We start from the raw sequence: 22379 nt of genomic DNA, 5'->3' as shown, positions 1-22379 counted from the left end.
GGGCTTCTCCGAAGTTGCAGAGGTGTCTCAATCTGAGATACACCATTCGCATCAAGTCCAACTTCGTACTGGAGCGGGAAATCGAGCATCTGCTAACCCGACCCGTGGGCCGTCCGTCGCACAAGCCGAAGGTCTTCTATCACAGTTTCCAGTATCAAGCGAAGTCGTGGGAGCGAGCGGGGCGCGTGGTCGCCAAGATCGAATGGCACGCTGGCGAATTGTTTTCACGCGTTGGGTTCATCGTGACCAACCTGAGCAAACAATCCAAGAATGTGGTGCAATTCTACAACGGTCGCGGCACGGGGGAGCAGTGGATCAAGGAAGGCAAGAACGCCGTCAAATGGACGAAGCTCTCCTGCCGCACGTTCAAGTACAACCAGACGCGCCTGCAACTGTTTGCCTTGGCGTACAACTTGGCGAATTTTCTGCGGCGGTTGGCACTGCCGAAACCATTTCAGCACTGGTCGCTGACGACGCTGCGGGAAAAGCTGGTGAAGATCGGAGCCAAGGTGACGCGGCATTCGAAGTAAGTGTTCTTTCAACTGACCGAGGTGGCGGTGCCAAGGCGATTGTTCGCAGACATTCTCGACCGCATTGCGCAGCTGGCAAAGCCGCCGCCTCTGGTCGAGTGATGTGACTCGGGAGCGAAACAAAGAGTGGAAAACGAGGTTCCCAGCGGAGAAGTTCTGCGCAGGACCAGCACTTCGCCGCTGAAAAACGACTCGACGGGAACCGATTCGCAGTTTCCAGCATCGGATGGAAGAAAAAATGGAGAAAAATCACCACGCGCTAGACACGGGGGGGGGGCGCGATGTTAACATAGGGAACGATTTAGGCTTGGAGCGGTTCCAGGCTCAACCCAAATGGGAAATCCCGGTTTATACTCCTCGCAGGGGTCTGTCTGGTGGTAATTTGCCGAGAGGCGGGGGGCCATCGGGCGGTGGCTCTGTTGGTGTTGTGTGCCCGTCGCTTCTCCAGGATACCCCGTCATGGCTCACTCCCCCTCACTGCGCCGTGCTACCTGCGGTTCTCGCCGCCTTTGCTTCGAACCGCTTGAAGATCGGCGGATGCTGGCGATCTTTGTCGACACCCTTATCGACGAAGCCGACGGCAGCATCACCGATGGCGACATCTCGCTGCGCGACGCGATCGCCCTGGCGCCTGCGGGCGAGACAATCGGCTTTGTCTCGGGCGGCGCGATCAATCTGACGCTCGGCGAGTTGGTGATCGACAAGGATCTCACGATCGCCGCCGCAAGCGGTTTGCAGCTTACTATTGATGCGCAGAACAATTCGAGGATTTTCAATATTACCGGCGGCAACGTGGGAATCAGCAGCTTGACGCTGACGCGAGGCAGAGCGGATGATCCTTTTGGAGGTGCTGGTGGAGCAATAAGGAATCAAGGCAGTCTCACCATTACGTCATCGACGATCACCTCCAGCTATGCCTATTTCGGAGGTGGGATTGCCAACGTGAGGGGGGGCACCCTCACCATCACCGGTAGCACAATCAGCGAAAATTTTGCCTTTCTATATGGAGGCGGGGTTTTTTTTGACGGCTTGACCTTCACAGAAGACTCGATGTCCATCATCGGCAGTACCATCTCTGGCAATACGGCGCGGGAGCAGGGTGGAGGCGTCTATGCCTATGCATTTCCTTCCACAGATAAAGAAAACGCGCCGATAGTCATATTGGACAGCACCATTACGGGAAACGCCGCCACGGATGAAAACAATGGTTATGGAGGTTCTGGCGGCGGCGTCTTACTGAGACGCGCCCTTTCGCCCGTGATATCGGGAAGCTTGATATCGAACAATTCAGCCAGAATAGGTGGAGGTATCATTCAAGCCGCCTACTCTGAACTAACGATCGCCGATAGCACTATCTCGGACAATACGGCGTCTTCAGAATCTCCAATTCTTGCCGCTGTTGGCGGCGGCGTTCTGATATCTAGTCTTAGGCGAGCTTCGATCACAGGCAGCACGATTTCTGGTAACGTAGCCGACGTAGGCGGCGGCATTAACAATTACGGTAGTCTAGTGGCGTCTGGAAGTACGATCTCGGACAACACGGCCGTCAACTCGGGTGGCGGCATCTTTAACTCGACCGTATCTGGCGAGCTGACGATTGTTGAGTCCACCATCAGTGGCAATAACGTCACGGATAATCTAGGCGCAGGCGGTGGAATCTTCAACGACGGTGGCACGCTCAACATCGAGCGCAGCACGCTTCGCGGTAATTCTGCAGGCGCTTTGGCCCCGGGAGGGGGTATTTTCAACTCTGCGGGAACAGCCAATGTCGTGAACTCCACGCTCAGCGGCAATTCGGCCGGGCTTGGCCAGGGTGGCGGTGGTATCTGGAATCAGGCGACGCTTAATGTTCGCCACAGCACGGTGACGGATAATTCTGGCTTTTCGGTCGGTGGAATTTTGAATTACACAGGCGGCACGGCCACGCTTAGCCACTCAATTCTCGCCGGCAACAGCGTTGGCTCTTTAGGTGCGACAAGGGACATTTCCAATCAGGGAACCATCGTCGTCGATGATTACAACTTGTTTGGAGCCGCGGCTTACTCGACGGCGAATTCACTCGGCGGTCTCACGCCCGGCGCGACGGATATCGTCGCCACCAGCAACGGCACGCTGCCGACGCCCCTGGCCAGTATCATCGACACCACGCTGGCCGACAACGGCGGGCCGACGCTCACGCATGCGCTCGCTGCCGGCAGCCCCGCCATCAATGCCGGCGATCCTGCTTTCTCCACGCCGCCCGATAGCGATCAGCGGGGATTGCCGTTCGTACGGCAATCGGGTCCCCGGATCGACATCGGCGCCATCGAAGATCACCCACAACTACTCATCGTTACGACCCTGAACGATGAGAGTAACGGCACCGGAGAGTTCAGCCTCCGCGAGGCAATTGAAACTGCCAACATGAATATGGGTGCCGACGTGATTTCCTTCGATCCAGGTCTAGCCGGTGGCACAATTGATTTGACGCTTGGTGAGTTGGATATTACCGACAACGTAACCATCGTGGGACTGGGCGCCAATCAGCTCACCATCGACGGCGGCGGTAATTCCCGCGTATTCGATATCGGCCTCAATAAGAGCGCCAATATTAGCGGCCTGACGATCACCGGCGGGGTCGCCGACAATGGCGCCGGCATCCGCAGTGCCGGGAACACCAATGTGACGCTTACGGCGATGGTCGTTACGGGCAACGTGGCGACACAAGACGGAGGCGGCGTGTTTAGCTTCAGCAATCTGACGATTGTCGACAGCACCATCTCCGGGAACACAGCAGGCGACGACGGCGGCGGACTTTGGATCTACAACGACGATGAGAACTTCGTCGAACGGGCCGTCATCTCCAACTCGACGATCTCTGGAAACACCGCCACCGGCAGCGGCGGCGGGATTTACGTCGATTTTGGGAAAACGCTCATTCGGCATAGTACCATCACCCAGAACACGGCTGCTGTGGGCGACGGCGTGCTGAGCCGTGCGTCGTCGCTCGTGAACACACGATTTCGCTCAACCATCGTCGCCGACAACACCGATAACGACGACGTGGCTTCAGTCGGATTCGGGTTGAGTTCAATCTTATCGGACGGCTACAACCTTGTCGGCGGTGGCAATTCTAATGGAAGATTTATCGCCACCGGCGATCAGTCGGGAGTCTTCGATCCGCAGCTGTTACCGCTAAGCGACTACGGCGGCCCCACACCAACCCATGCCCTGTTGCTCGGCGGTCCCGCGCACGACGCCGGCGACCCTGCCGACGTCGCAGGCCAGGGCATCGTCCGCACGTTCGATCATCGTCGCAGCGGTTTCGACCGAGTTAAGGGCGCGGCGATCGACATCGGGGCGTTTGAAGTCCAGGAGGCTGCTGTCGATTCCGCCGACTTTGATGACGATGGCGACGTCGATGGCCGGGATTTCCTTTCCTGGCAGCGGGGCTTGGGTACACCCAATGCGCAGAAGGCCGATGGCGATGCAGATAACGACCTGGACGTGGATGGCGATGACCTGGGGGTGTGGCAGGGGCAGTACGGGATCGTTCCGCCGCTGGTAGTTCTCAGTCAAGAGTCTAGTGCTGAGCATCCAGAGCCAGAATCTGGCTCTAAGTTCTCGGATGTTGGCTCTCAACTTTCGACTCTTAACTCTCCGCTCTCTAACACCGAACTCATTGATCTCGCGCTGGCTATGGAGTGGATGGATCAGGCTGAGAGTGAGGGCAATTTCTTCGTTGAAGTTCAACCAAGCGAGAATGAGGCGGTTCGGGATGCTGTGTTTGCGAGGGGAGACGTTCTTTCGACATCTGTTCTTTCCGCGGAGTACGAATCGCTTGCAGCTGGGTCGGATGATGAGAAAACTGGAAAGGAAGCTTGGCTTGCCGAGGAACTGCTGGAGCGAGTGTTTAGGTAGTAGAGGCTGGTCAACAAGTCAAACGCTTATCAAGACCTCCAAAAAACCACACTATTGATCCAAGTCGCGTCTGCCATTGTAGTACGTGTCGACGCGATTAAGATGCCCCTGACGGCGTCGTCAAAGTAACTTGCTAAGTGCACTCGTTGTGCGCGACCTCGTTCAGTTTGGCGACCGTTTAATTGAGCGAGGATGCATCACTCTCAGCGCCGTAGCGGTTCGCCTGAGGCGCATCGGTGTCATTTTTCGGGAGACACCTCTGCATCCAAGGCTGCTCCTGGCGACGCGTCTCACGGCATCATGATTGAGTACAAAGTTGGAACAGGTGCGTATATTGAACTTAGGAGCTGCAATCGTTAAATTGCCATGGCTCGACAATTCGCATAGGGAACACCCCATGTCCCGGTACCACTACGTTTATCTGATACTCGCCACCCTTGTACTTGGTCCCGTCGCTAGCGCCGAGGAGCACATAGCCCAACCATTCGTTGGTGTGACGCTCCGAGGACTCTTTCTCGACGACCCTCGCCCTCTGACTATTTGGGTGGCAGAGATCGATCTCACTGCGGATGGAATCTCGTTTCTTGTCACCCCTGGCAATGGCGACCCAAACGGGAGTGAGGCTGGTGACCCAAATGCTGAGACGACAAGGCAGACCACCTTGGAATTTCTCAAGGAACAGAATGCGCAGCTCGCAATCAATGCCACATTCTTCGGAATGAGTGCCCGGGATACGGACAACCTTGGCCTTGTCGTCTCTGCTGGCGAATGGGTCTCGCCATTTCGCGAAGATTGGCCCAGCTTCAACATCAGTTCGGACAATCAGGCTAGTATCGTGCGCGGTAAACACGACACCTACCAAGTCACCAGTCGGAGTCAACACGAGAATCTGTACAACGCCGTCACTGGAAGCGATCAGATCGTAACCAATAGTAAGGCGACGACCGGCAGACGAGAGTTCAGCACCGCCTTGCACCCACGAACCGCCATCGGCTACACCGCTGACAAGAAGCTCATTCTGGCCACCGTTGACGGTCGTCAACCGGGAGTCTCGGAGGGAATGTCGCTGTTGGAACTCGCCAGTTTGATGCTGCGGTTTGGTTCCGTTCAGGCGCTAAACCTAGACGGTGGCGGATCGACGACGATGGTCATTGCCGATCCTGAGCCACGCGTCCTGAATACGCCAAGCAGCAAGAACAAGGCCGGCGAGTGCGGAGTGCTCCGCAAAAACGGCACCAACCTCGCTGTGTTCGCCCGCCGAAATCCAAGTTATCAGCGGACGGCCCCCGTACTAAGACGTGCCAATCGTGGCCAAGCAGAGCAGGCCGTGTGGTCAGATTGAACGCCCGAGGAGAGCGTGCCGGCTTCCCACGACCATAGGCGTTTACGTTGTCGCACAAGGCGTCGTTGAGGCAACGGCTTGCATGCGGCGGTCCGTTCACCGCCGGCAGTTCGCAGATTTTCCAAGTCACCGAGGATGCATTGCCAGCCCCCTGGAAGAGGTTCTTCCAATGCGCGGAGGTGTCTCGATCTGCGACAGATCTCAGCGACTTAGCTCCACCCGAAACTCGCAGCGAGTGGTCCAATCGCTGCGACTTGACGACTGACCATACTTGCAGCGGTGTGGGGACCTAAGCAGCGTCGAGTGCGATCTGAGGGCACTTACTCCGACTGCTTAACGTATGGCATAACCGGGCCGCCGCGGTTTATGGTCTATTTGGAAACGCGCGATCGGCGACTCCGCGTTCATGCCTTCCTTTGCTACAATTTGGAGAGTTGTAGATCCTCAGCATACGGGTCGGCCGTTGATGTGGCATTTTTCTTCAGTGACTTCATGACTTTAACGTCAAGATTCCACCGGTGAGGGATAAGAAATGAGAACAATCGGCTCCATCACACTGGCATGGCTGATGCTCTTGGCTACGGCATTGGCGGCACCAAGGAACGTACTGTTCGTGGCAGTTGATGACTTGCGTCCTGAACTAGGCTGCTATGGTGCGGGCCATATGAAAACACCCAACATCGATCGCTTGGCACGCAATGGCTTGCTGTTCGAGCAGGCCTATTGCCAGCAAGCCATCTGCGCCCCGTCGCGCATCAGTATCATGACGGGGTTGCGACCCGACTCAACCAGAATCTACGACCTGAAGAAGCCACTCGACGAATATCTGCCTGATGCTCGCACGCTGGTTCAGCACTTCCGGGAGAACGGATACAAGACCGTCTCGCTCGGAAAGATCTATCATCACGGCGAGGATGACAAGGAATTCTGGAATGTCCTCGATCGTTGTGGTGCTCCGCATTATGCTGCTCCAAAAAACGTAGCTCTCGTCAAGAAGCTAACACAAGAAGCCAAAGCCAATAACTTGAAGGGCAATGCTTTCAAGAATTACGTCCGAGGTCCGGCTTATGAGTCGGTCGAGGTACCCGACAACACCTATACCGATGGGATTGTCGCCGATCGCGCCATCGAAGAGATTCGTAAGCAGGATGATCGACCTCTGTTCCTTGCAGTTGGTTTCAGGAAGCCGCACCTACCCTTTGTGGCGCCCAAAAAGTACTGGGATCTATATAACCGAGAAGACATTAGTTTGCCATCCAAAGATCAGCCAAAAGGTTCGGCTGATTGGGCCTTCGCCAATTGGGGTGAGCTCCGCAACTACCACGATATGCCGAAGAAGGGATACGTCTCCGACAATCAGGGAAAAGCCTTAATCCATGGATACCGCGCTTGTGTCTCCTACGCAGACGCACAGCTTGGCCGGGTACTTGCCGAACTCGACAGGCAAGGATTGCGCGAAGATACGCTCATCGTCCTATGGGGCGATCACGGCTGGAAGCTTGGTGACTACGGCGACTGGTGCAAGCATACTAACTTTGAACTCGATACCCATGTGCCGCTCATCTACAGCGGCCCGGGCGTGCCTCGAGGCAAGCGGTCCAAGGCACTGGTGGAGTTTGTGGACATTTTCCCAACGCTCGCCGAGTGCTGTGGGCTAGATATTCCACAGTGTGACGGATTGAGTTTGGTTCCTCTCTTCGCAGATCCTTCGAAGACATGGAAAAAAGCCGCCTTCAGCCAGTATCCACGCAACGGGGGCATGGGCTATTCCATCCGCTGCAGAAACTGGCGTTTCACCCAGTGGCGCGATAAGAACGGTACGGTCGTTGCTCGAGAGCTTTACGATCATAGTGAGTCGGACGTCGCAACAGTCAATTTATACAACCATCCTCAGTACAAGGAGGTGGCACGTGAGATGGAAACCATCCTAGAAGATGGATCACTAGACTGAGGTAGTTAAAATGGGCTAGCCCGAAGCAGCAGCCTAGCGATTCGATTAATCTGTTTAGGACAGATTTGCCGAAGCAGTTTCGTGCGGATTGCGAACAGCACCCGGCGTGAAAATTCGACGTAAGTTCCGGGCCTTCTCCATCAGCTGTCGGTGGAACTCACGTCGATCAATTCGGTGACTGGCCAATCGAGCGAAGTTACTCCACCCGCTGTCGTTTCAAGGGACCACAAACTGAACGAGGTCGATTTCACCGACCGAAGTCACTGGCATGTCCGACCATCACCCCACTCCCGTCTTTGTTCCAAGCAAGGGAAGCCAGTCCTCGACGGAGCTGCACGAAGGGGAAAAGCCCACTAAGTCGTCGTCATTGGGCGTCGAGTGTCGATCCTCAGTACGAACAGACAAGCGAGCAGGCACAACATGCCCGAGCTCGGTTCTGGAACCACCACCGCAACTGCAAATGCGCTCACCCAGAGATCGGTCCCTTCGGCGATGGCCGACGCGTTGCCCGTCACCCCGTCGAACGACCGCAACGTCGGTAAAAGAAAAACCGCCCCGCCCCCGCGGTCCAAGACAACGACATCACCTGTCGACAGATCGACGTCGAGATCAATTGGATTGTACCAAAGATCATTGCCACTAACGATCTCCGTACGATCGCCGCCCTGACCGTCGAACTGCAGAAGTCTCGGCGGACGAGTTGCAGCTGCTCCACCCAGATCGAGTACGATCGCGTCACCGTTTGCGTCTGCCGTGATCTTCGTAGCGTCGTACCACAAATCGGGCCCTTCGGCGACGATTGTTGCATCGCCCGTAAGTCGATTGAATCTCCGAACAGCGGGCAGATCGCGGGCCGCCGCGCCGCCCAAGTCCAGGACGAAAACATCGCCGGTTAACGGATCCGCCACCAGGTCTACTGCGTTGTGCCAAAGATCTTGACCGTCAGCGATCACTGTCCGTTGGCCTGTCTGCCCATTGAACCGCAGAAGTGCGGGCTCAAGAAAAACCGCCCCGCCTCCCTTGTCGAGCACCACGATGTCGCCGTTGCGGTCAACTGTCACTGCCAGTGGATCGATCCACAAGTTTTGGCCGCTGGCGACTTCCGCACGTGCGCCCGATTCCCCATCGAACCGCAACAATCGCGGCGGATAAGTCACAGCCCCTGCTCCCAAATCGAGCACGATCACATCGCCAGTTGTTTGATCGGCCGCCATGTCGAGTGGATCAGTCCAGATGCCATCCCCACTCACGAGTTGGGATTGATACCCAGTCGTGCTGAGGAATTCATGAATCGCAGCGGGGTCACGTGCGCTCGCACCGCCTTTATCTCCCACAAACACGTTGGCAGCCATTGCTGAGCTGGCGGCTACACACAGAAACCCCAAAACAATTAGAGGCTGACACGTTCGGGCCACATTCATTACACACCTCCTAGCCTACTGGCACATGAAGTACAGAGCGACAAGACGAGTGATCACCCGTTGCAGATGACCCGTCCTCAATATAACAGAAGTCGCAGGGTCGGTTGCACGAATTCGAGCGGCCCTTCGTGATTGGGCGTCGACGTGTGGGTTTGCGGGCTTCCCGCAAGTATAGATACGGTCAAAGTGAGCGAGGTTCTTTCAAGCTGCTTGCCGATGCCGCATCAAACGTCCGTTTTTGAAACGCTTCCGCCGGGCAATGTTTCTTCCGAAGAACCTGCTTCGGTCGCCCCCACCGCTCGCATTTCGCGGGCACTCGAAGCCGCGTCGGATACATCATTCTCAGCGGCTAAGTTTTTCGGTGAACTGCAAGAGGTGTCCTCGCCGAGACCACACTGCTGCAGCCTTCGCATTCCATCGGACCAAATGTGGTAGACCTCTGCAGAAATAGTGCTGCGATACTTCTCGGCAACAGCAAGTTCTGCAACAAGCCAATCATCGGCCATCGGCAGCTGGAGCCAATTACGGATGTGTCGATAGCATGAGAATATCGAAAAGGTGTGGGCTGCGGGCGAGTTGACTGGCAGGCTCACGGTGGCTTGCAGTAGGCCATTAGTCTTCGACCCAGCGGAATTGCTGGGTGACGTCAAATCGAACTTTGCAATCGTTTCGACCAACGGCGTCAGGGCGACTGGCGCCAGAGCGAATTAAGTCATCCAATTCCGAGGTCAGTTCGGTCACCTTCTCCGGTCGTTTCAAGGCCAAGTCACTTGCTTCACCTATGTCCTTGGATAGATCATACAATTCAGCTACGGTCGGTTTGCCACGCGAGGCTTCCAGATTTGGTTTCGAAAGTCGGTAGACGAGCTTCCAGTTATCCCGACGGTAGGCAAACTCACCAAAGTTGGAGTGGTTAACCATAGTGCTCCTGCTGGGCCTCTTTGGGTTTTCGATGCGAGTTGCAGCTCCATGAAAACTAAAACTATCCTGCGCGCATCCGTCCGGTAAGTCTCGCCCTAACACTTCCGCGCATGTGGCATACACGTCGGTCAGGCAAACCATGGCGTCGGACCGTGAACCGGGAACTACCTTGTCAGGCCAACGCACGATTAGTGGCACTCGGTGGCCGCCTTCCCATACGTCGCCTTTGTGACCACGGTAGGGTCCGCTCGGCAAATGTTCTGCGGCGACCAGCTTGTCCCAGCCAGTGTAGTGGGAATGTCCATTGTCGGCCGTGAAAATCACGATGGTATTGTCAGACAACCCTGCGTCATCGATCGCTTGAATGACTTGGCCTACCGACCAGTCAGTTTCCATTACAAAGTCCGCAATGGGGGCGATGCCACTCTTGCCGCGAAAACGTTCTGAGGGCACTATTGGTTCGTGTGGCGAAGTCTGCGAGAAATAGAGAAAGAATGGTTTGTCGCCTTTGGCGTGGTCGTGAACATACCTGACCGAGCGCCTGGTCAGCTCAGGCAGGATCGTTTCGAATCGCCAGTCAGGTGCCATGGGAGCACCCTCGAATTCACGCGGCATCACGACGAAGCCTTCTTCGGGTTCATATGTATATTTTTCTGTGGGTAGCTGCGTCACCCGGTCGTTTTCGATCCAGCAAAAGGGTGGCATGTTGGGCAATACGACTCCGAAGTAATAGTCAAAACCGTGGTCCGTAGGCCCTCCACCAATCGTTTTTGTGAAATCCCACTTAAAGTGTTTTTGATAGTTGCGCTGTAGCGGATGCATTTTGGGTTTCTGTGGCCCAGCCCAGTCCCAACCAAGGTGCCACTTTCCAATACATGCAGTTTCGTACCCGTTCTCTCGCAAAAACTCGGGAAGCGTTAACAAGTCCCCTTCAATCAGCGGTGGTTCGTAAGCTGCGATTACCCACTCCTGCATCCGAGTCCGCCAACAATATCGCCCTGTCAATAAACCATAACGAGTTGGAGAGCACACTGCCGACGGACTGTGAGCATCTGTGAAGCTAATGCCCTCGCGGACCAGCTTGTCCAAATACGGAGTCGGAATCTTATTCTTTGGATAGTGAGCGAGAATGTCCCCGACGCCAAAATCGTCCGCTAATATAACCACAATATTGGGCGGTTTGTGCAACGCTTCGTCGGCCTTCAAAGTAGTTGTCTTGTCAAGAGAACAGATGACAACGATAACGACTATGGATACTCGCAAAATCATGGCAAATCGAGCCTTTCATGGGCAAAAAGCGAATCAAAAGAATTGTTTTCACTGATCGGAAGTGTCGCTTCCTGTCAATCATACTGGATATCAAGATTCCTTTCCTGCCGTGCTCTGGAGCCACCTCCCACAATCAGCAGACTTGCTCTGGGGCATCAGTTGCATCAACCGATCGCTGGAAGAGCTTCTTCCAAGGCGCAGCGGTGTCAAAGTACACCTCTGCGAGTTGGCGTCGAGCGTAACTTCAGTCGGGTGGTCCAACTTCGTTCAGTTCGAGAGTTCTTCAGGATGCAGCGGTGGAGTTTGAGCGAGACTACCACTGAGTCGTCCGAACGGAAAGTGTCCTTGGCGGTCGTGAATATCAGCGTGAGATAGCCGCTGCGAGGCTTGAATTACATCAGTTCCTGACAGCGTATTGATAATCCGTTGAAATTGCCCCATCTAGTCGAATTGTGAAAGTTTATCGATCGCCCAGTTGACCCAGGTCAAAGCCTCCCCTTTAATGCCCTCTACAGGGGCGTGTGATTCCAACTTCCCTTTCTTTTCGAGGTGCCCGCGGACAATCTTGATCTCTTTGAGTTCACTCTTGTACAGCCATAGCCCTTTGCACACTCTACACATGTCGATTTTGACGTAGGTCTGTGGGTAGTCAAAAGCCTCTAGTGGGACAAGGCATTTCGGGCAAGTCATCCCCGTTGGCTTGGCGTCGTTGGGAACCTGCAAGTCCTTGCTGGCGACCGGCAACACCTCGTTCAGTTCGTTGGCATCGAACCAGACGCCCTTACAACGCTCGCATACGTCGACGACTACGTCGGAGCGCTTGAATTTGTAGGGCTTCAGTGAAGTCTGATTGCACTTGGGGCAATGCATGTTCTGTCCTTCTACCAGCTACCGGTAGCGCCTCCGCCGCCCGACGATCCTCCACCAAACCCTCCGCCAAATCCGCCCGAGCTCCAAGAGCCGCTGGAATCACTGGATTTGACGAGAATAGCCAGAATTCTCAAAACGGCAAGCACGAGAATGATGAGAATTCCAACGCATACCCAACCCCACCCGCGTTTGCCGCTCTTGAAGAGGCTGAATGCGATCGCGCCAACGATGGGGATGGCGACGATCAATGCGATCAACTGCCAATTGACGCCGACACGCACACCGGCGAACTCCGCCATGAGTCCCCGGACCCCTTCTATAATGCCCTTGTTGTATCGATCCTCCTTGAACTGCGGAATGATCCGGCCATCCATGATTGCCACAGCGTCAGCGTCGCGCGATCGTCCGTAGCTTTTGCCAAGTTCGATCCGAGCCTCGCGGTCGTTCCGCGCTACTAGCAGCAGCACGCCGTCGTCTTTCGGTAGGTTCCCAATGCCATATTTGTCGAACAGACCAGTAGCAAACGACTCGATGGAATCGTTCGCGCTGCCCGGATAGTCCTTGATGGAGTTAATTATTACGACCGCAATTTCCACGCCCGTCTTCGCTTCGACATCCCAAAGCCATTGCTCGATTTGTTCTTCTTCCTCTGGTGGTAGCAGGCCCGCAAGGTCGGTCACGTAGCCCGAGTCCGGCTCTGGATAGGGGGCATAGTTCTTCTGCTGCGCCAGCCCCTGCTCGGCGCCTACCGCGGCTGGCGGTTCTTCTTGCGCAACACCCAAAGAGGAGAGCATCACCAACACAACGAGTGACCACAGAAATTCAGTCTTCATGGACAACCTCGTCAGTAACTTCGTTGACGTCGTCCTCAGCACGTGGGAAATAGGTAGCGAGTTGGTCGCCAACGCGTTCGACTCCGGTGCAGAGACCGTCGACCAGGTTCCCCGCCTGGAACTTCTCCCGCATCGCGCTGCAGACCGTTGACCAGAAGTCTTCTTCCACCTTTTCGTGGATCCCTTTGTCCCCGTAGACAAGAAACTCGTGATTGACGAGGACCAGCAATATCATCACGGCGTTGCGGTCTTGAGTCTCGTGAAGCTCGTATTTGTAAAAGAGTGACTCTGCTTTCTCACGGATGTCTGTCCAGCAATAGCTTAAGACGATCACCTTTATTTCCGCGGATGTTCGATATTCTGCGGCGGAGACTGCTTCAGTAATTCGATCGCTGGCTTCCTTTGACATGCTATTCATTGACTTCATTTGAGAACTCAAAATGCTGGTCTTCCGGTTCGTCTGCGGCGGAATCGCTATTGAGAGTTGGCCTGATGACCATCCCCTCCAGGCGTTCATTTTGCGCTTGATTGTCCAGCAATATCAATCCATTTGTGGACAAGACGATCTAAACACCCAAAGTACTGCTTTCCGGTACATGAGCCGGTAATAATACAATCAGATGCCAACCGGCAACGTCAGGACTGGGCCTTTTTCGGTCCAGCCTAGGAGGCGTAACCTACCGGCATTACGCCCACCGGGACCCACTTGCCTTCAAAGCGATCATGTCGCTGCCCCAGCCGACGGCATTCACCGCGCTAGTACACGGCTTTAACGGCGAGTGCCCATGCTGCCGCCGTAGGTTCCGACAGGCGTAGAATCCGGCCGGGGTGACGCCTCCCGGCTAAACTGCGGAGGGGTCGCCGCCGGTGGGCAACCTCAGTGGCATGACTTGCTGAAACCAGTCGAGCCCTTAGCCGCTGAGCATGCGGGAAATTGCGGGCGGTGGGAGTTGTGACTATTCACCTCCGAAGTTGGTACAATCCCGTTTAAACTACTTGTCATCCAGCGAAACCAATTTGCGAGGTAATTGCAGTGAACTCTGTTGCCGATGCACTTGTTTATGCTGTGGCGTACATCAATTGCCAAGAAATTGAAGACGAGGAGAGCTTAGACGATTCTGAGGACGCAAACGAAGCAGCGATGAGTCATATCATGGCCTATCTTTTGCATGCTACGCCAGAAGAGGAGGAAGCGTTGGCGGCGGCTGCGAAACGGGCTCTGATAGAGGAGCAGTCTCTCTCCTATCCACAGCAAGAAATGATCGACTTCTTCAAGAGTTGGATGGAATACGTGCTAGGCGGAGATTGGGATGGAAACGAACGAGCATGGGACGACGCATAAAACGTGAGATGGTAACCTAATGTTGGTTCGTTCGGGAGCTAATCGCCGTGTTGGGAGCAAAGCGAAAATGGGACACTCGCAGTTGCGACGAGTAATCATTGATCAGACGATGTTCAGCATGGCGTTTGAACGAGACGTGGACTTTCAAGATGTCTGTCCAATATCTACCTACCTTGATTTAGAATCCGGCGAGGTCGAATGGATTTACGAGAACGATGAAGATGCGTACATGGAGGCAGGCATTTCTCCCGAGGAGAACAGCACCCTTCGCGAACGTACTAACGCCTCTCCCCAGCAATACCTTGAGATTCCTGGTCTTGATCACGGTGACCATCACGAGCTTCTGCGGGAATTCCTGGATTCAGATTGGACTGAGAATATGGAAGACCATACAAGGGCGCGAATCGCCTATTCCGGCTCCATCGGTGGGTGGAAGAAGTCAGTGAATGACGACAGGATTGTCCACGCATTCTATGATTACCGTGAGCGAAAGACCCAGCAGTTGGCGGAGGAGTTCTTGCGTGAGCACGGTGTCGAACCAGAGTGGAAGTGAAGCTCAGGCGCAGCGGTGGACAATCTCGAAGGACTCCTCTGTACTTAGCCAATTCTGTTAAATCACGTCGGGTGGTCCATCCGCTGCGCCGCTGCAAATTGCCGAATTGCTGGCGGTGGCGCGACCTCCGTCAATTGGCAACACTTGCCCTAGTTGACATAAGCATCGACTGGGGCAAGTGCTTTGAACTTACCAATCTCAGGCCTCGTGGCCGGATGGTTGGCCAGAACTCTGATGAGGTGGGGGGTGGTTTCGGGTTGCCGGGAAATTTCGTCGTGGGTGTGATCAGGGCGATCGTAGGCAGGTTAGTGTTCGGGCTCCTCGGGTTTGAAAGCACTAATATCTTGGGAAGCCTGATCACGGTCACAGTAGGGGGCGTCTTACTTCATTTTCTTTTTACGAGTAGTCAACCGCGCGTAGGCGCACTTCGTCGCGAATCTGATTATAATGGAAACAACAACTTAGGGGTTTCCTTTGCCACAGAGCATGGAAAAGAGCAGCCACAATAGTGGATTTGGTTTTGCCTGGACGAGGACTCTCCATTAGTTAGGGGACCTGTCTCATGGAACTATTACCTCCTGAAGAAGAAATTCAAAAACTCCTGACCTTCGTCAGCGAGCATGAAGCCTCGGACTTGCATTTGAAAGTCGGATATCCTCCCTATGTGCGGATCGGAGGGCACCTCCGCAAGTTGCAGTTGCCGGAACTTCCGGATGCGAGCTATTTGGATGGCATGTTTAAGTCGATGGTCCCGCACGATCGTTGGCGAGACTTCGAGAATAAGGGCTCGGTCGATTTCTCAGCCGCTCACCACACAGGCGACCGCTTTCGGATCAACCTATTTCGTTCACGAGGTGAGATTCATGCGGCGATTCGGCGCGTGCAGGCTAAGATCTTGAACTTTAATGATCTGAACCTTCCTGACGTCTACCGCAAAATGATCACGGAGACTAGTGAAGGATTAGTCTTGGTGTGTGGCGTGACGGGCAGCGGCAAAAGTTCCACCTTGGCAGCTATGCTCGAACACATCAACCAAAACCGTAGCATGCATATTATTACCATCGAAGACCCCATCGAGTTTGCTTTTCATGGGAAAAAGTGCATCATCTCGCAGCGTGAAGTGGGACTTGACGTACCGAACTTTCAGGATGCGATGCGAGTTGTCGTACGGCAGGATCCCGACGCGATACTGATAGGTGAAATGCGAGATCGAGAAACCATGTTGGCGGCGATTCAAGCTGCCGAGACAGGACACTTGGTGATGGGATCGTTGCACTGTGCAGATGCTCAGTTGAGTTTTTCTCGGATTCTCGAATTCTTCGAACGGAGCGAGCACAGCTTTATCCGCTCCTCGCTCTCAAACAGCCTGAAGGCAATCATGTGCCAGCGGCTGTTGCCAGCTTTGGAAGAGGGGCGGCGCTATCCAGCGACGGAGGTGTTGCTGGTGAACTCGATTGTCAAAGACAAGATCTTGCACGAAGAGGACGATGACCTGCCAGCACTCTTGCATCAATGCCGGGCGGAAGGGATGCGGGAATACACTCATTCATTGTGTGAGTTGGTGCTAACAGAAAAAATCTCGCGCGTAGTGGCGCTAGACGCTGCCCCCAATCGTGAGGCCCTGCTCTCGTCACTCAAAGGGATTGATTCGGCTTCCTCTGGAATTATCTCACGATTAAGGAAATAGGCTGCTGCCTTTGGGTCGCTTCATTGAACTAGTCGCCCAGCCGAGTGACTGCTCAGACCAACCTCTCTGCCCAGTCGATCGATAGGGGTCGATTTACCGCCGTGAAGTTATCTCATTCACGTTTTTTAACTGAACCAGAGAAGACAGTGATCTCAGTATCGTTGGCGTAGTCAATCATCTATGAAGTGACGGGATCTGTCGGCAGATCCTGCGTGTCATCGATACGCTGCCGTGATTGCTTGGAATCGTACTCTTCCACGAGCGTGGAAGGACACACTTCCTGTTCGCCGCACTGATGGCAGACTACACGTATCAAATCCGAGCCGCCAAGCTTCAGGTGTTGTTGCTGGCAAAGCTTGTAAAGCTGCTGTAGGTGAACGCACGCCATGGCAAGACTCCCTTGGTTAAGTTATCCGATTGACATCATAGCAGCTTTTCCTAGCTCTGCGTGCCCCTCGCCAGGTCGCCGTGGGATGAGATTACATCTTGCAACGATCCCTCGAACATGACAAGCCAAGAAATCACTCACTGCAAATCAACACTCGTCTAACTCTACGATTCAATCGAGCGATTTAACTTGCGAATGAACTATAACAGCATTTCCGGGTGCGAATACCGGTTTTTCCGGAATTGTCCCTCGTATATTTCACTCTTATGGCCAAATACAACGAAGCGCAGATTCAGATCTCGCCACGTCGAACTAGAGTGAATATAGAGGAACGATCCGTCAGCACATGTGGCTAGAGTACAGGCAGGAAATCCCCGGCCAAGATGGCAGCAGCGCCTTGTCCCAAAATTCCCCTGTCACGCTTTCGGCTCAGGTTCTGACTGACAGGCATTACCTACATCAATTTCATCGCTTCATGTCTGATAAGGATTGAGAGGTGTCTTATGTTTCTGTCTCCTTGCTGTAACTGTGTAAACAAGGCTCACTGTTCACGCTGCGGCCTCAGCCACCCGTGCAAGTATTACGTCGATCCAGCTTTGGAAGAAATGCCGAAGCGTCTGAGTGAGCTGGCGGTCCAATTGTTGCGTCCCGCTATCCTGGAAGGGGGCCACACCGAAATCCAACAACCTAGGAAAGAACGTTGCTCACAAAATATGACGGCAAGCGCAAGAGCGGAGTGGACCGTTAGGATGCACAGTGCAAGGCCCCACGTAGTGGACCCCATTGGTGGTTAGTGCTCCAAGCGGCGACGGCTTAAGTGCGTCCCTTGATTTCACTAATCCTTAGTTTGATGGCACTCGTCGACTTTAGTCTACTTACGGCAATATCTTGGCAGCACTCTGTTTCTAAGCCCATGACATCAATCACAGTTCCAGATTACCATCGAATCGGCGCCGGTTGAGACACCCTCATAGAATGTTCTACCCCGCATCGGAGTCAGTTCTCAACTGGAATGGGAGTGATCGTTTGGCTGTAGAGGTGAATTCGACTTCGCTCAGATAGGCGACTGCCCACTCACTCAGGATGCATCAGTCTCAGCAAGTTAGCCCGCTCGCCAGCTCGCACTCATCGCCATTTTCTCGACTAAAATAGGGACATCTGTGCAGTTAGCGTAAGTTGCCTGACCTCATCACAGAACGACAGGAGGTTCAGCAGGAGGCCGATCGAGGCCATCGGCTGGTGGAACCTGCGACGAAAGCACGTGCCGACGGCCTGGAGTCGTCGCCATGTCCATCAGCTTTGAGTCCGTTGCCGAAAATAACTTAGCCATCAAAAAGCTCTCGTGTCGTTCCCGCAAGGAATAACGCGAACAGTAGCGACGTATGCCGTCTCACGCGAATTATTCATGGACTATTTCACAGCGGCGACAACAACAGTCACGTTGTCCTTGCCACCATTGAGCAAGGCCTGCTTCACAAGTTCATCAGTAGCTTCCTGAGGATCGGCATGCGATTGCAGCGTTCTGGATATGTGGTCGTCCGGAATCATATCCGTAAGTCCATCCGTACAAAGCAGTAACCGGTCGCCAGGCTCAACGCGGACGTGATAAATTTGCGCAGATACTTGCTGCTTATCTCCGCCAAAATGATTCAGCAATAAGTGGCGAAACTGTTTAACGCTCTGTGGGGCCTTCCCTGCATCGACAAAAGCCTGGGCCACGGTCTCGTCATGGGTAATCTGTCGGAGTTCTTTCTGTCTGAGGGTGTAAGCACGTGAGTCGCCAATGTGCACGATCAATACATCATGAGACAGGCAAAGCGCAGACGTCCACGTGGTGCCCATGCCTGCTAAAGCGGGATCGGATTGGATGTACTCCCGCATGGTGGACTGAAGCTGATCAACGTACGCTCGAACACGCTGTCGAATTTGCTGAGCTTCGAAGTCTGTAAACCTCATTACCCAACTTGTAGCATGGTTTGCCAGGTCGAACATGGTTTCCAGAGCGACTCGGCTCGCAAATTCCCCAAATCTTTCACCACCCATTCCATCAGCTACGATTGCGGCAAAACTGCTGTCTGTAGAGAAACTGTTGCTATTTATTTTTAGATTGCTCATCACTAGTTCACTGGAGCGTCTGCGTTGAATGACCGCAAAGTGGTCTTCATTGTTTGGCCGGACCTCGCCGACATGTGAGGCTGCCCCAAATGAATATTGAAGTGCGGGTTCCTTGGGCGCAAAGAATCGATGAGCGAATTCGTCCTCCGAGAGGAAGACGTCGGTTTCCTCAAGATCCCGAGAATCTGCCATTCAGCTCACCGCACAACTAGAGAGTTACTGCAAACTATCCAAATATAGGCGGAACGCCTGTTCCGCGTCTAGCAGGATGCATTGACCGCGGCGGCGAAGGCCTTCTACATACTACAGCGGTATGTTTCCCAGCAGGATACCGATGCGAGTTTGCGACGAGCGCAACTCCGGTCGGGTGGTCCAACTTCTGCAACTTAGCAGACAATCAAGCTAACGTCCTTGTGCTCAACCGACGCGGCAATGAGAATTGTTGGAGAGGAGCACGGGTGGTGAGTCTCATGCCCGCAATGGGTCGGATATCCCGCCATTTCGATAGTTCGGAATTCGTTTTAACAAAGCAAAGTATCGTGCTGGAAGTTCCTTTCGCTGCTCCCGCATGACTTGTCGACTACTGAGAAGGTTCAGCTTTGCACACGAATCTCAATAGCCCAAAAACATCTACTACTCTTCCTCGATTTTGGGTGAATGGACATCCAATTGCTCAATCGCTTCCCTCAGTTTCTTGAGGTTAAGCCGATCTCTACCTGCGGATGGGTTACTTGCCTCCAACTGCTCAAGCAAATCAGAGGCTTCTTGGATCGCAGCAAGTACGTCATTCTCCCTTCCAGCGACTCGCAAGGATATTGCATATTCCTCAAGCAAAGTGGCAAGTAAAACTATTTGATCACTTGCGTCAGTGGTGGCATCCAACCTGCTGCGCGCTTCAAGAATTGACTGCTCTTGATCGCGGAGTCCTTCATCAACGTTCCCCATTTTTACCAAAGCATTGCCTCTGTTGCTCAATGCAACCAGATCGTCAGGTAGTGCCATAAGGCATCCGCTATACGCTTGAGCCGCTTCAGCATGTCTTCCCATTTCATCGAGCTGAATTCCCTCGAAAAAGATCGCATTGTAGTAGGTTCGATCGATGCGTCTCATATCTCGATAGGCAGCGAGTATTCCCTCGTCTGATAGTGGATCAGCAAAGGGCGGGCGCACCCATGAAGCTGCAGCTCCCCAGCGGCGATCTCGCACGATATAAAAGAGTTCGGCCGCGTCCTGTGGCGCGGTCTGCTTGGCAAGCGCCCTGAGGCGAATGGCCTCCTGATCGTGGTGCGTTCTCACATCGCCGTCGGTTAGGTCCCCTAAGCGTTGATAACAGCTTGCAAGTACCCAATAGTAACCCTTCGTAGGTGGATGCAGCTTGTCGGCAATCGCCAACATTGAGCGAGCTTTGCTGATCGTTTTTAACTTTTTCGCAGCAGTCTGACCATGAGGCTCCATCCAAAGCACTTCGTAGTGAGAAATACAGATCAACAATTCGTAGACCTGAGGAATAAGTTGATCAATATAACCCTTGGGCAAGTTCTTGCTTTGCAGACTTGCAAGCCACTTGGAGTCGTCGAGGACTCCATAAAGTCTGATTGCTTCTTCAGCCAACTCCGACGGACCAGAAGAGCGATCCCTTCGAGCCTTTTGGTATAGTTTCGTAAACTGCTGGTAGCGATCTAGTTCGTTGCTAAGTAATTTTATTTCTTTTCGAAACTGCTCACCTGCCGCACCAAGTTGGCTTGCGGTTGAGCTTGAGGCCGAGAGTAGTTGCCGTGCCAATATTTCCTGGTTTGAGTCAATCGCGGCGTTTACTTCTTCTAGGTCTTGCTGCAATTGTCTGGTCACCGCTGCTTGAAACGCAATGTGCCCTCCCAGCCAAACGGCAATTGTCAAACTGATCACGATAAAGCCAATAGCGATTGTCCACGCAATTTCGGCATGTCGCCGAGACCATTTTGCCAGTTTCGTAAATAGGGTAGGTGGAATTGCCTCGATTGGCTCGTTGTTCAGATAACGACTGACGTCTTGTGCCAGTGAGCTAGCCGACTCGTACCGGCGGTTGCGTTCCTTTTCCAATGCCTTCATGACAATCAGATCTAGATCGCCCCGAATTGTAGAAGTCATTTTCCGTCGGTCGAATATCTCCCGCTGCTGCACCGGGAGTGTCGAATCGTCGGAACCCTTGAGCGTGCTGAGCCGGGTACTGGGCCTGAGGGGATCGACATCACAAATTATTCGACGGACCTCATCAATACTCAGCTTTGATAGCTCCTCTCGATTGAAAGGAGTCGTGCCTGTAAGCAGCTCGTAGAGTAAGACGCCAAGCGAATAGACGTCGCTACGGATGTCAATATCGAGCCCGTGCTGATCTGCCTGCTCAGGACTCATGTAGAGCGGCGTACCTACAAGCTGCGCAAAGTGAGTGAACAATGTTTTATCCGTAAGATCATGGCTGAGCGCCTTGGCGACACCAAAATCGATCACTTTTACCACAGGTTGGCCATCGTGATTGGTGATCTGCACGTTTGAAGGTTTTAGATCGCGATGGATAATTCCCTTCTGATGGGCGTGATGTACCGCCTGGCAGAGGGTGATGAAGAGATTCAGACGGCTTTCCAGCGAAAGCCTATGTTCGTCGCAGTATTCTGTTATCGGAATACCACGGACTAACTCCATTACAAAGTAGGGCCGACCCTGCTCTGTGGTTCCTCCGTCGAACACTCGGGCGATGGAGGGATGATCCATCATGGCCAACGCCTGCCGTTCCGCCTCAAATCGAGCAATCACATCGCGGCTGTCCATGCCGGGATTGATGACCTTGAGGGCGACTTTTCTTTTGACCGGCTCAAGCTGAGCGGCCAAGTAGACTGTGCCCATTCCGCCACGGCCGATCTCTTTGAGAATCTTGTAGCGGTCGACAACGGGATGGGAAGAAATATCCGACATTACGGACGTCTCTTCAGTACCAACGTCGCCGCTTGTTTCTTTCTCACCCAATTGGGGATTTAGCACTTGAAATGCGCCGACTAGTCGATGATCTTCGGAGTCCCTGTGGGCGATCAGCAGCCGATTGACTTCCTTTTGTAACGAGGCATCCTGGTGACATGCCTCGTCAACGTAATCGGTCCGCGCGGCAGGATTTTCGATATCAAGCGCTGCGAAGAAAATCGACTTGGCAGAGTTTTCGGTCGACGAGAGATTTTCCATCGGCTGCGAGACCATGGTTAGAGGGTCGGGCTGTCAATTCATCATAG

At 53.9% G+C, this 22379-nt stretch carries 16 protein-coding genes and 1 pseudogene; 7 read left to right on the top strand and 10 right to left on the bottom strand.

Annotated features, from left to right (window positions below):
- Positions 1 to 32: 32 nt before the first annotated feature.
- The 4 genes and pseudogenes from Pr1d_RS15570 to Pr1d_RS15555 all read left to right on the top strand — a co-directional run.
- Positions 33 to 632 (top strand): annotated as a pseudogene (locus Pr1d_RS15570) (transposase); the annotation flags it as partial.
- 357 nt (positions 633 to 989) lie between these two features.
- On the top strand, positions 990 to 4430 hold the full coding sequence (locus tag Pr1d_RS15565) for a choice-of-anchor Q domain-containing protein (RefSeq protein WP_148074385.1): 3441 nt from the start codon (positions 990 to 992) through the stop codon (positions 4428 to 4430).
- A gap of 397 nt (positions 4431 to 4827) precedes the next feature.
- Entirely contained in the window at positions 4828 to 5772 is a 945-nt protein-coding gene (locus tag Pr1d_RS15560; protein WP_148074384.1) for a phosphodiester glycosidase family protein, read from the top strand.
- Between the two features lie 532 nt (positions 5773 to 6304).
- Entirely contained in the window at positions 6305 to 7723 is a 1419-nt protein-coding gene (locus tag Pr1d_RS15555) for a sulfatase (protein WP_148074383.1), read from the top strand.
- A 353-nt stretch (positions 7724 to 8076) separates the two neighbouring features.
- Here the strand turns inward: Pr1d_RS15555 and Pr1d_RS15550 are convergent, their stop codons facing one another.
- From Pr1d_RS15550 to Pr1d_RS15525, 6 genes are all read right to left on the bottom strand, one after another.
- Positions 8077 to 9144, bottom strand: coding sequence for an NHL repeat-containing protein (locus Pr1d_RS15550; RefSeq protein ID WP_148074382.1), 1068 nt, complete (start codon positions 9142 to 9144; stop codon positions 8077 to 8079).
- A 224-nt stretch (positions 9145 to 9368) separates the two neighbouring features.
- Entirely contained in the window at positions 9369 to 9737 is a 369-nt protein-coding gene (locus Pr1d_RS15545) for a hypothetical protein (protein WP_148074381.1), read from the bottom strand.
- Positions 9738 to 9756: 19 nt separating this feature from the next.
- Entirely contained in the window at positions 9757 to 11334 is a 1578-nt protein-coding gene (locus tag Pr1d_RS15540) for a sulfatase family protein (protein ID WP_148074380.1), read from the bottom strand.
- A gap of 441 nt (positions 11335 to 11775) precedes the next feature.
- Positions 11776 to 12204 (bottom strand): zf-TFIIB domain-containing protein, encoded by a 429-nt coding sequence (locus Pr1d_RS15535; RefSeq protein WP_148074379.1) that lies wholly within the window; start codon positions 12202 to 12204, stop codon positions 11776 to 11778.
- Between the two features lie 11 nt (positions 12205 to 12215).
- Entirely contained in the window at positions 12216 to 13037 is an 822-nt protein-coding gene (locus Pr1d_RS15530; RefSeq protein ID WP_148074378.1) for a TPM domain-containing protein, read from the bottom strand.
- The gene (locus Pr1d_RS15525) at positions 13027 to 13455 is read right to left on the bottom strand and encodes a TPM domain-containing protein (RefSeq protein ID WP_168205261.1); all 429 of its coding nucleotides are present in this window, start codon (positions 13453 to 13455) and stop codon (positions 13027 to 13029) included. The genes Pr1d_RS15530 and Pr1d_RS15525 overlap by 11 nt, the downstream gene beginning before the upstream one ends.
- A gap of 615 nt (positions 13456 to 14070) precedes the next feature.
- On the opposite strand from Pr1d_RS15525, the gene Pr1d_RS15520 reads away from it, so the two are divergent.
- The 3 genes from Pr1d_RS15520 to Pr1d_RS15505 all read left to right on the top strand — a co-directional run bounded on the left by Pr1d_RS15520 (position 14071) and on the right by Pr1d_RS15505 (position 16619).
- A complete protein-coding gene (locus tag Pr1d_RS15520; RefSeq protein ID WP_148074376.1) occupies positions 14071 to 14379 on the top strand; it encodes a hypothetical protein in 309 nt (102 codons plus the stop codon).
- A gap of 19 nt (positions 14380 to 14398) precedes the next feature.
- On the top strand, positions 14399 to 14932 hold the full coding sequence (locus tag Pr1d_RS15515; RefSeq protein WP_148074375.1) for a hypothetical protein: 534 nt from the start codon (positions 14399 to 14401) through the stop codon (positions 14930 to 14932).
- A gap of 562 nt (positions 14933 to 15494) precedes the next feature.
- The gene (locus Pr1d_RS15505; RefSeq protein ID WP_148074374.1) at positions 15495 to 16619 is read left to right on the top strand and encodes a type IV pilus twitching motility protein PilT; all 1125 of its coding nucleotides are present in this window, start codon (positions 15495 to 15497) and stop codon (positions 16617 to 16619) included.
- A 178-nt stretch (positions 16620 to 16797) separates the two neighbouring features.
- On the opposite strand, the gene Pr1d_RS15500 is transcribed toward Pr1d_RS15505, so the two are convergent.
- From Pr1d_RS15500 to Pr1d_RS15490, 4 genes are all read right to left on the bottom strand, one after another.
- Positions 16798 to 17007, bottom strand: coding sequence for a hypothetical protein (locus Pr1d_RS15500; RefSeq protein ID WP_148074373.1), 210 nt, complete (start codon positions 17005 to 17007; stop codon positions 16798 to 16800).
- Positions 17008 to 18196: 1189 nt separating this feature from the next.
- Positions 18197 to 18337, bottom strand: a complete 141-nt coding sequence (locus Pr1d_RS25795) for a hypothetical protein (protein ID WP_168205260.1) — start codon at positions 18335 to 18337, stop codon at positions 18197 to 18199.
- 80 nt (positions 18338 to 18417) lie between these two features.
- Positions 18418 to 19314 (bottom strand): PP2C family protein-serine/threonine phosphatase, encoded by an 897-nt coding sequence (locus Pr1d_RS15495; protein WP_148074372.1) that lies wholly within the window; start codon positions 19312 to 19314, stop codon positions 18418 to 18420.
- A gap of 441 nt (positions 19315 to 19755) precedes the next feature.
- A complete protein-coding gene (locus tag Pr1d_RS15490) occupies positions 19756 to 22332 on the bottom strand; it encodes a serine/threonine-protein kinase (RefSeq protein WP_168205259.1) in 2577 nt (858 codons plus the stop codon).
- Between the last annotated feature and the right edge of the window lie 47 nt (positions 22333 to 22379).

This window comes from Bythopirellula goksoeyrii (genome assembly GCF_008065115.1).
Lineage (GTDB): Bacteria > Planctomycetota > Planctomycetia > Pirellulales > Lacipirellulaceae > Bythopirellula > Bythopirellula goksoeyrii.
The sequence above is the reverse complement of the archived record's forward strand: the minus strand, read 5'-3'. Positions and strand labels throughout refer to the sequence as shown.

What these genes read in the sequence shown, in the direction of transcription:
- Pr1d_RS15490 (WP_168205259.1), bottom strand. Translation starts at nt 22,332, where the DNA reads ATGGAAAATCTCTCGTCGACCGAAAACTCTGCCAAGTCGATTTTCTTC.
- Pr1d_RS15540 (WP_148074380.1), bottom strand. Translation starts at nt 11,334, where the DNA reads ATGATTTTGCGAGTATCCATAGTCGTTATCGTTGTCATCTGTTCTCTT.
- Pr1d_RS15565 (WP_148074385.1), top strand. Translation starts at nt 990, where the DNA reads ATGGCTCACTCCCCCTCACTGCGCCGTGCTACCTGCGGTTCTCGCCGC.
- Pr1d_RS15555 (WP_148074383.1), top strand. Translation starts at nt 6,305, where the DNA reads ATGAGAACAATCGGCTCCATCACACTGGCATGGCTGATGCTCTTGGCT.
- Pr1d_RS15560 (WP_148074384.1), top strand. Translation starts at nt 4,828, where the DNA reads ATGTCCCGGTACCACTACGTTTATCTGATACTCGCCACCCTTGTACTT.
- Pr1d_RS25795 (WP_168205260.1), bottom strand. Translation starts at nt 18,337, where the DNA reads ATGGCTAAGTTATTTTCGGCAACGGACTCAAAGCTGATGGACATGGCG.
- Pr1d_RS15515 (WP_148074375.1), top strand. Translation starts at nt 14,399, where the DNA reads ATGTTGGTTCGTTCGGGAGCTAATCGCCGTGTTGGGAGCAAAGCGAAA.
- Pr1d_RS15495 (WP_148074372.1), bottom strand. Translation starts at nt 19,314, where the DNA reads ATGGCAGATTCTCGGGATCTTGAGGAAACCGACGTCTTCCTCTCGGAG.
- Pr1d_RS15500 (WP_148074373.1), bottom strand. Translation starts at nt 17,007, where the DNA reads ATGGCGTGCGTTCACCTACAGCAGCTTTACAAGCTTTGCCAGCAACAA.
- Pr1d_RS15550 (WP_148074382.1), bottom strand. Translation starts at nt 9,144, where the DNA reads ATGAATGTGGCCCGAACGTGTCAGCCTCTAATTGTTTTGGGGTTTCTG.
- Pr1d_RS15530 (WP_148074378.1), bottom strand. Translation starts at nt 13,037, where the DNA reads ATGAAGACTGAATTTCTGTGGTCACTCGTTGTGTTGGTGATGCTCTCC.
- Pr1d_RS15505 (WP_148074374.1), top strand. Translation starts at nt 15,495, where the DNA reads ATGGAACTATTACCTCCTGAAGAAGAAATTCAAAAACTCCTGACCTTC.
- Pr1d_RS15525 (WP_168205261.1), bottom strand. Translation starts at nt 13,455, where the DNA reads ATGAATAGCATGTCAAAGGAAGCCAGCGATCGAATTACTGAAGCAGTC.
- Pr1d_RS15535 (WP_148074379.1), bottom strand. Translation starts at nt 12,204, where the DNA reads ATGCATTGCCCCAAGTGCAATCAGACTTCACTGAAGCCCTACAAATTC.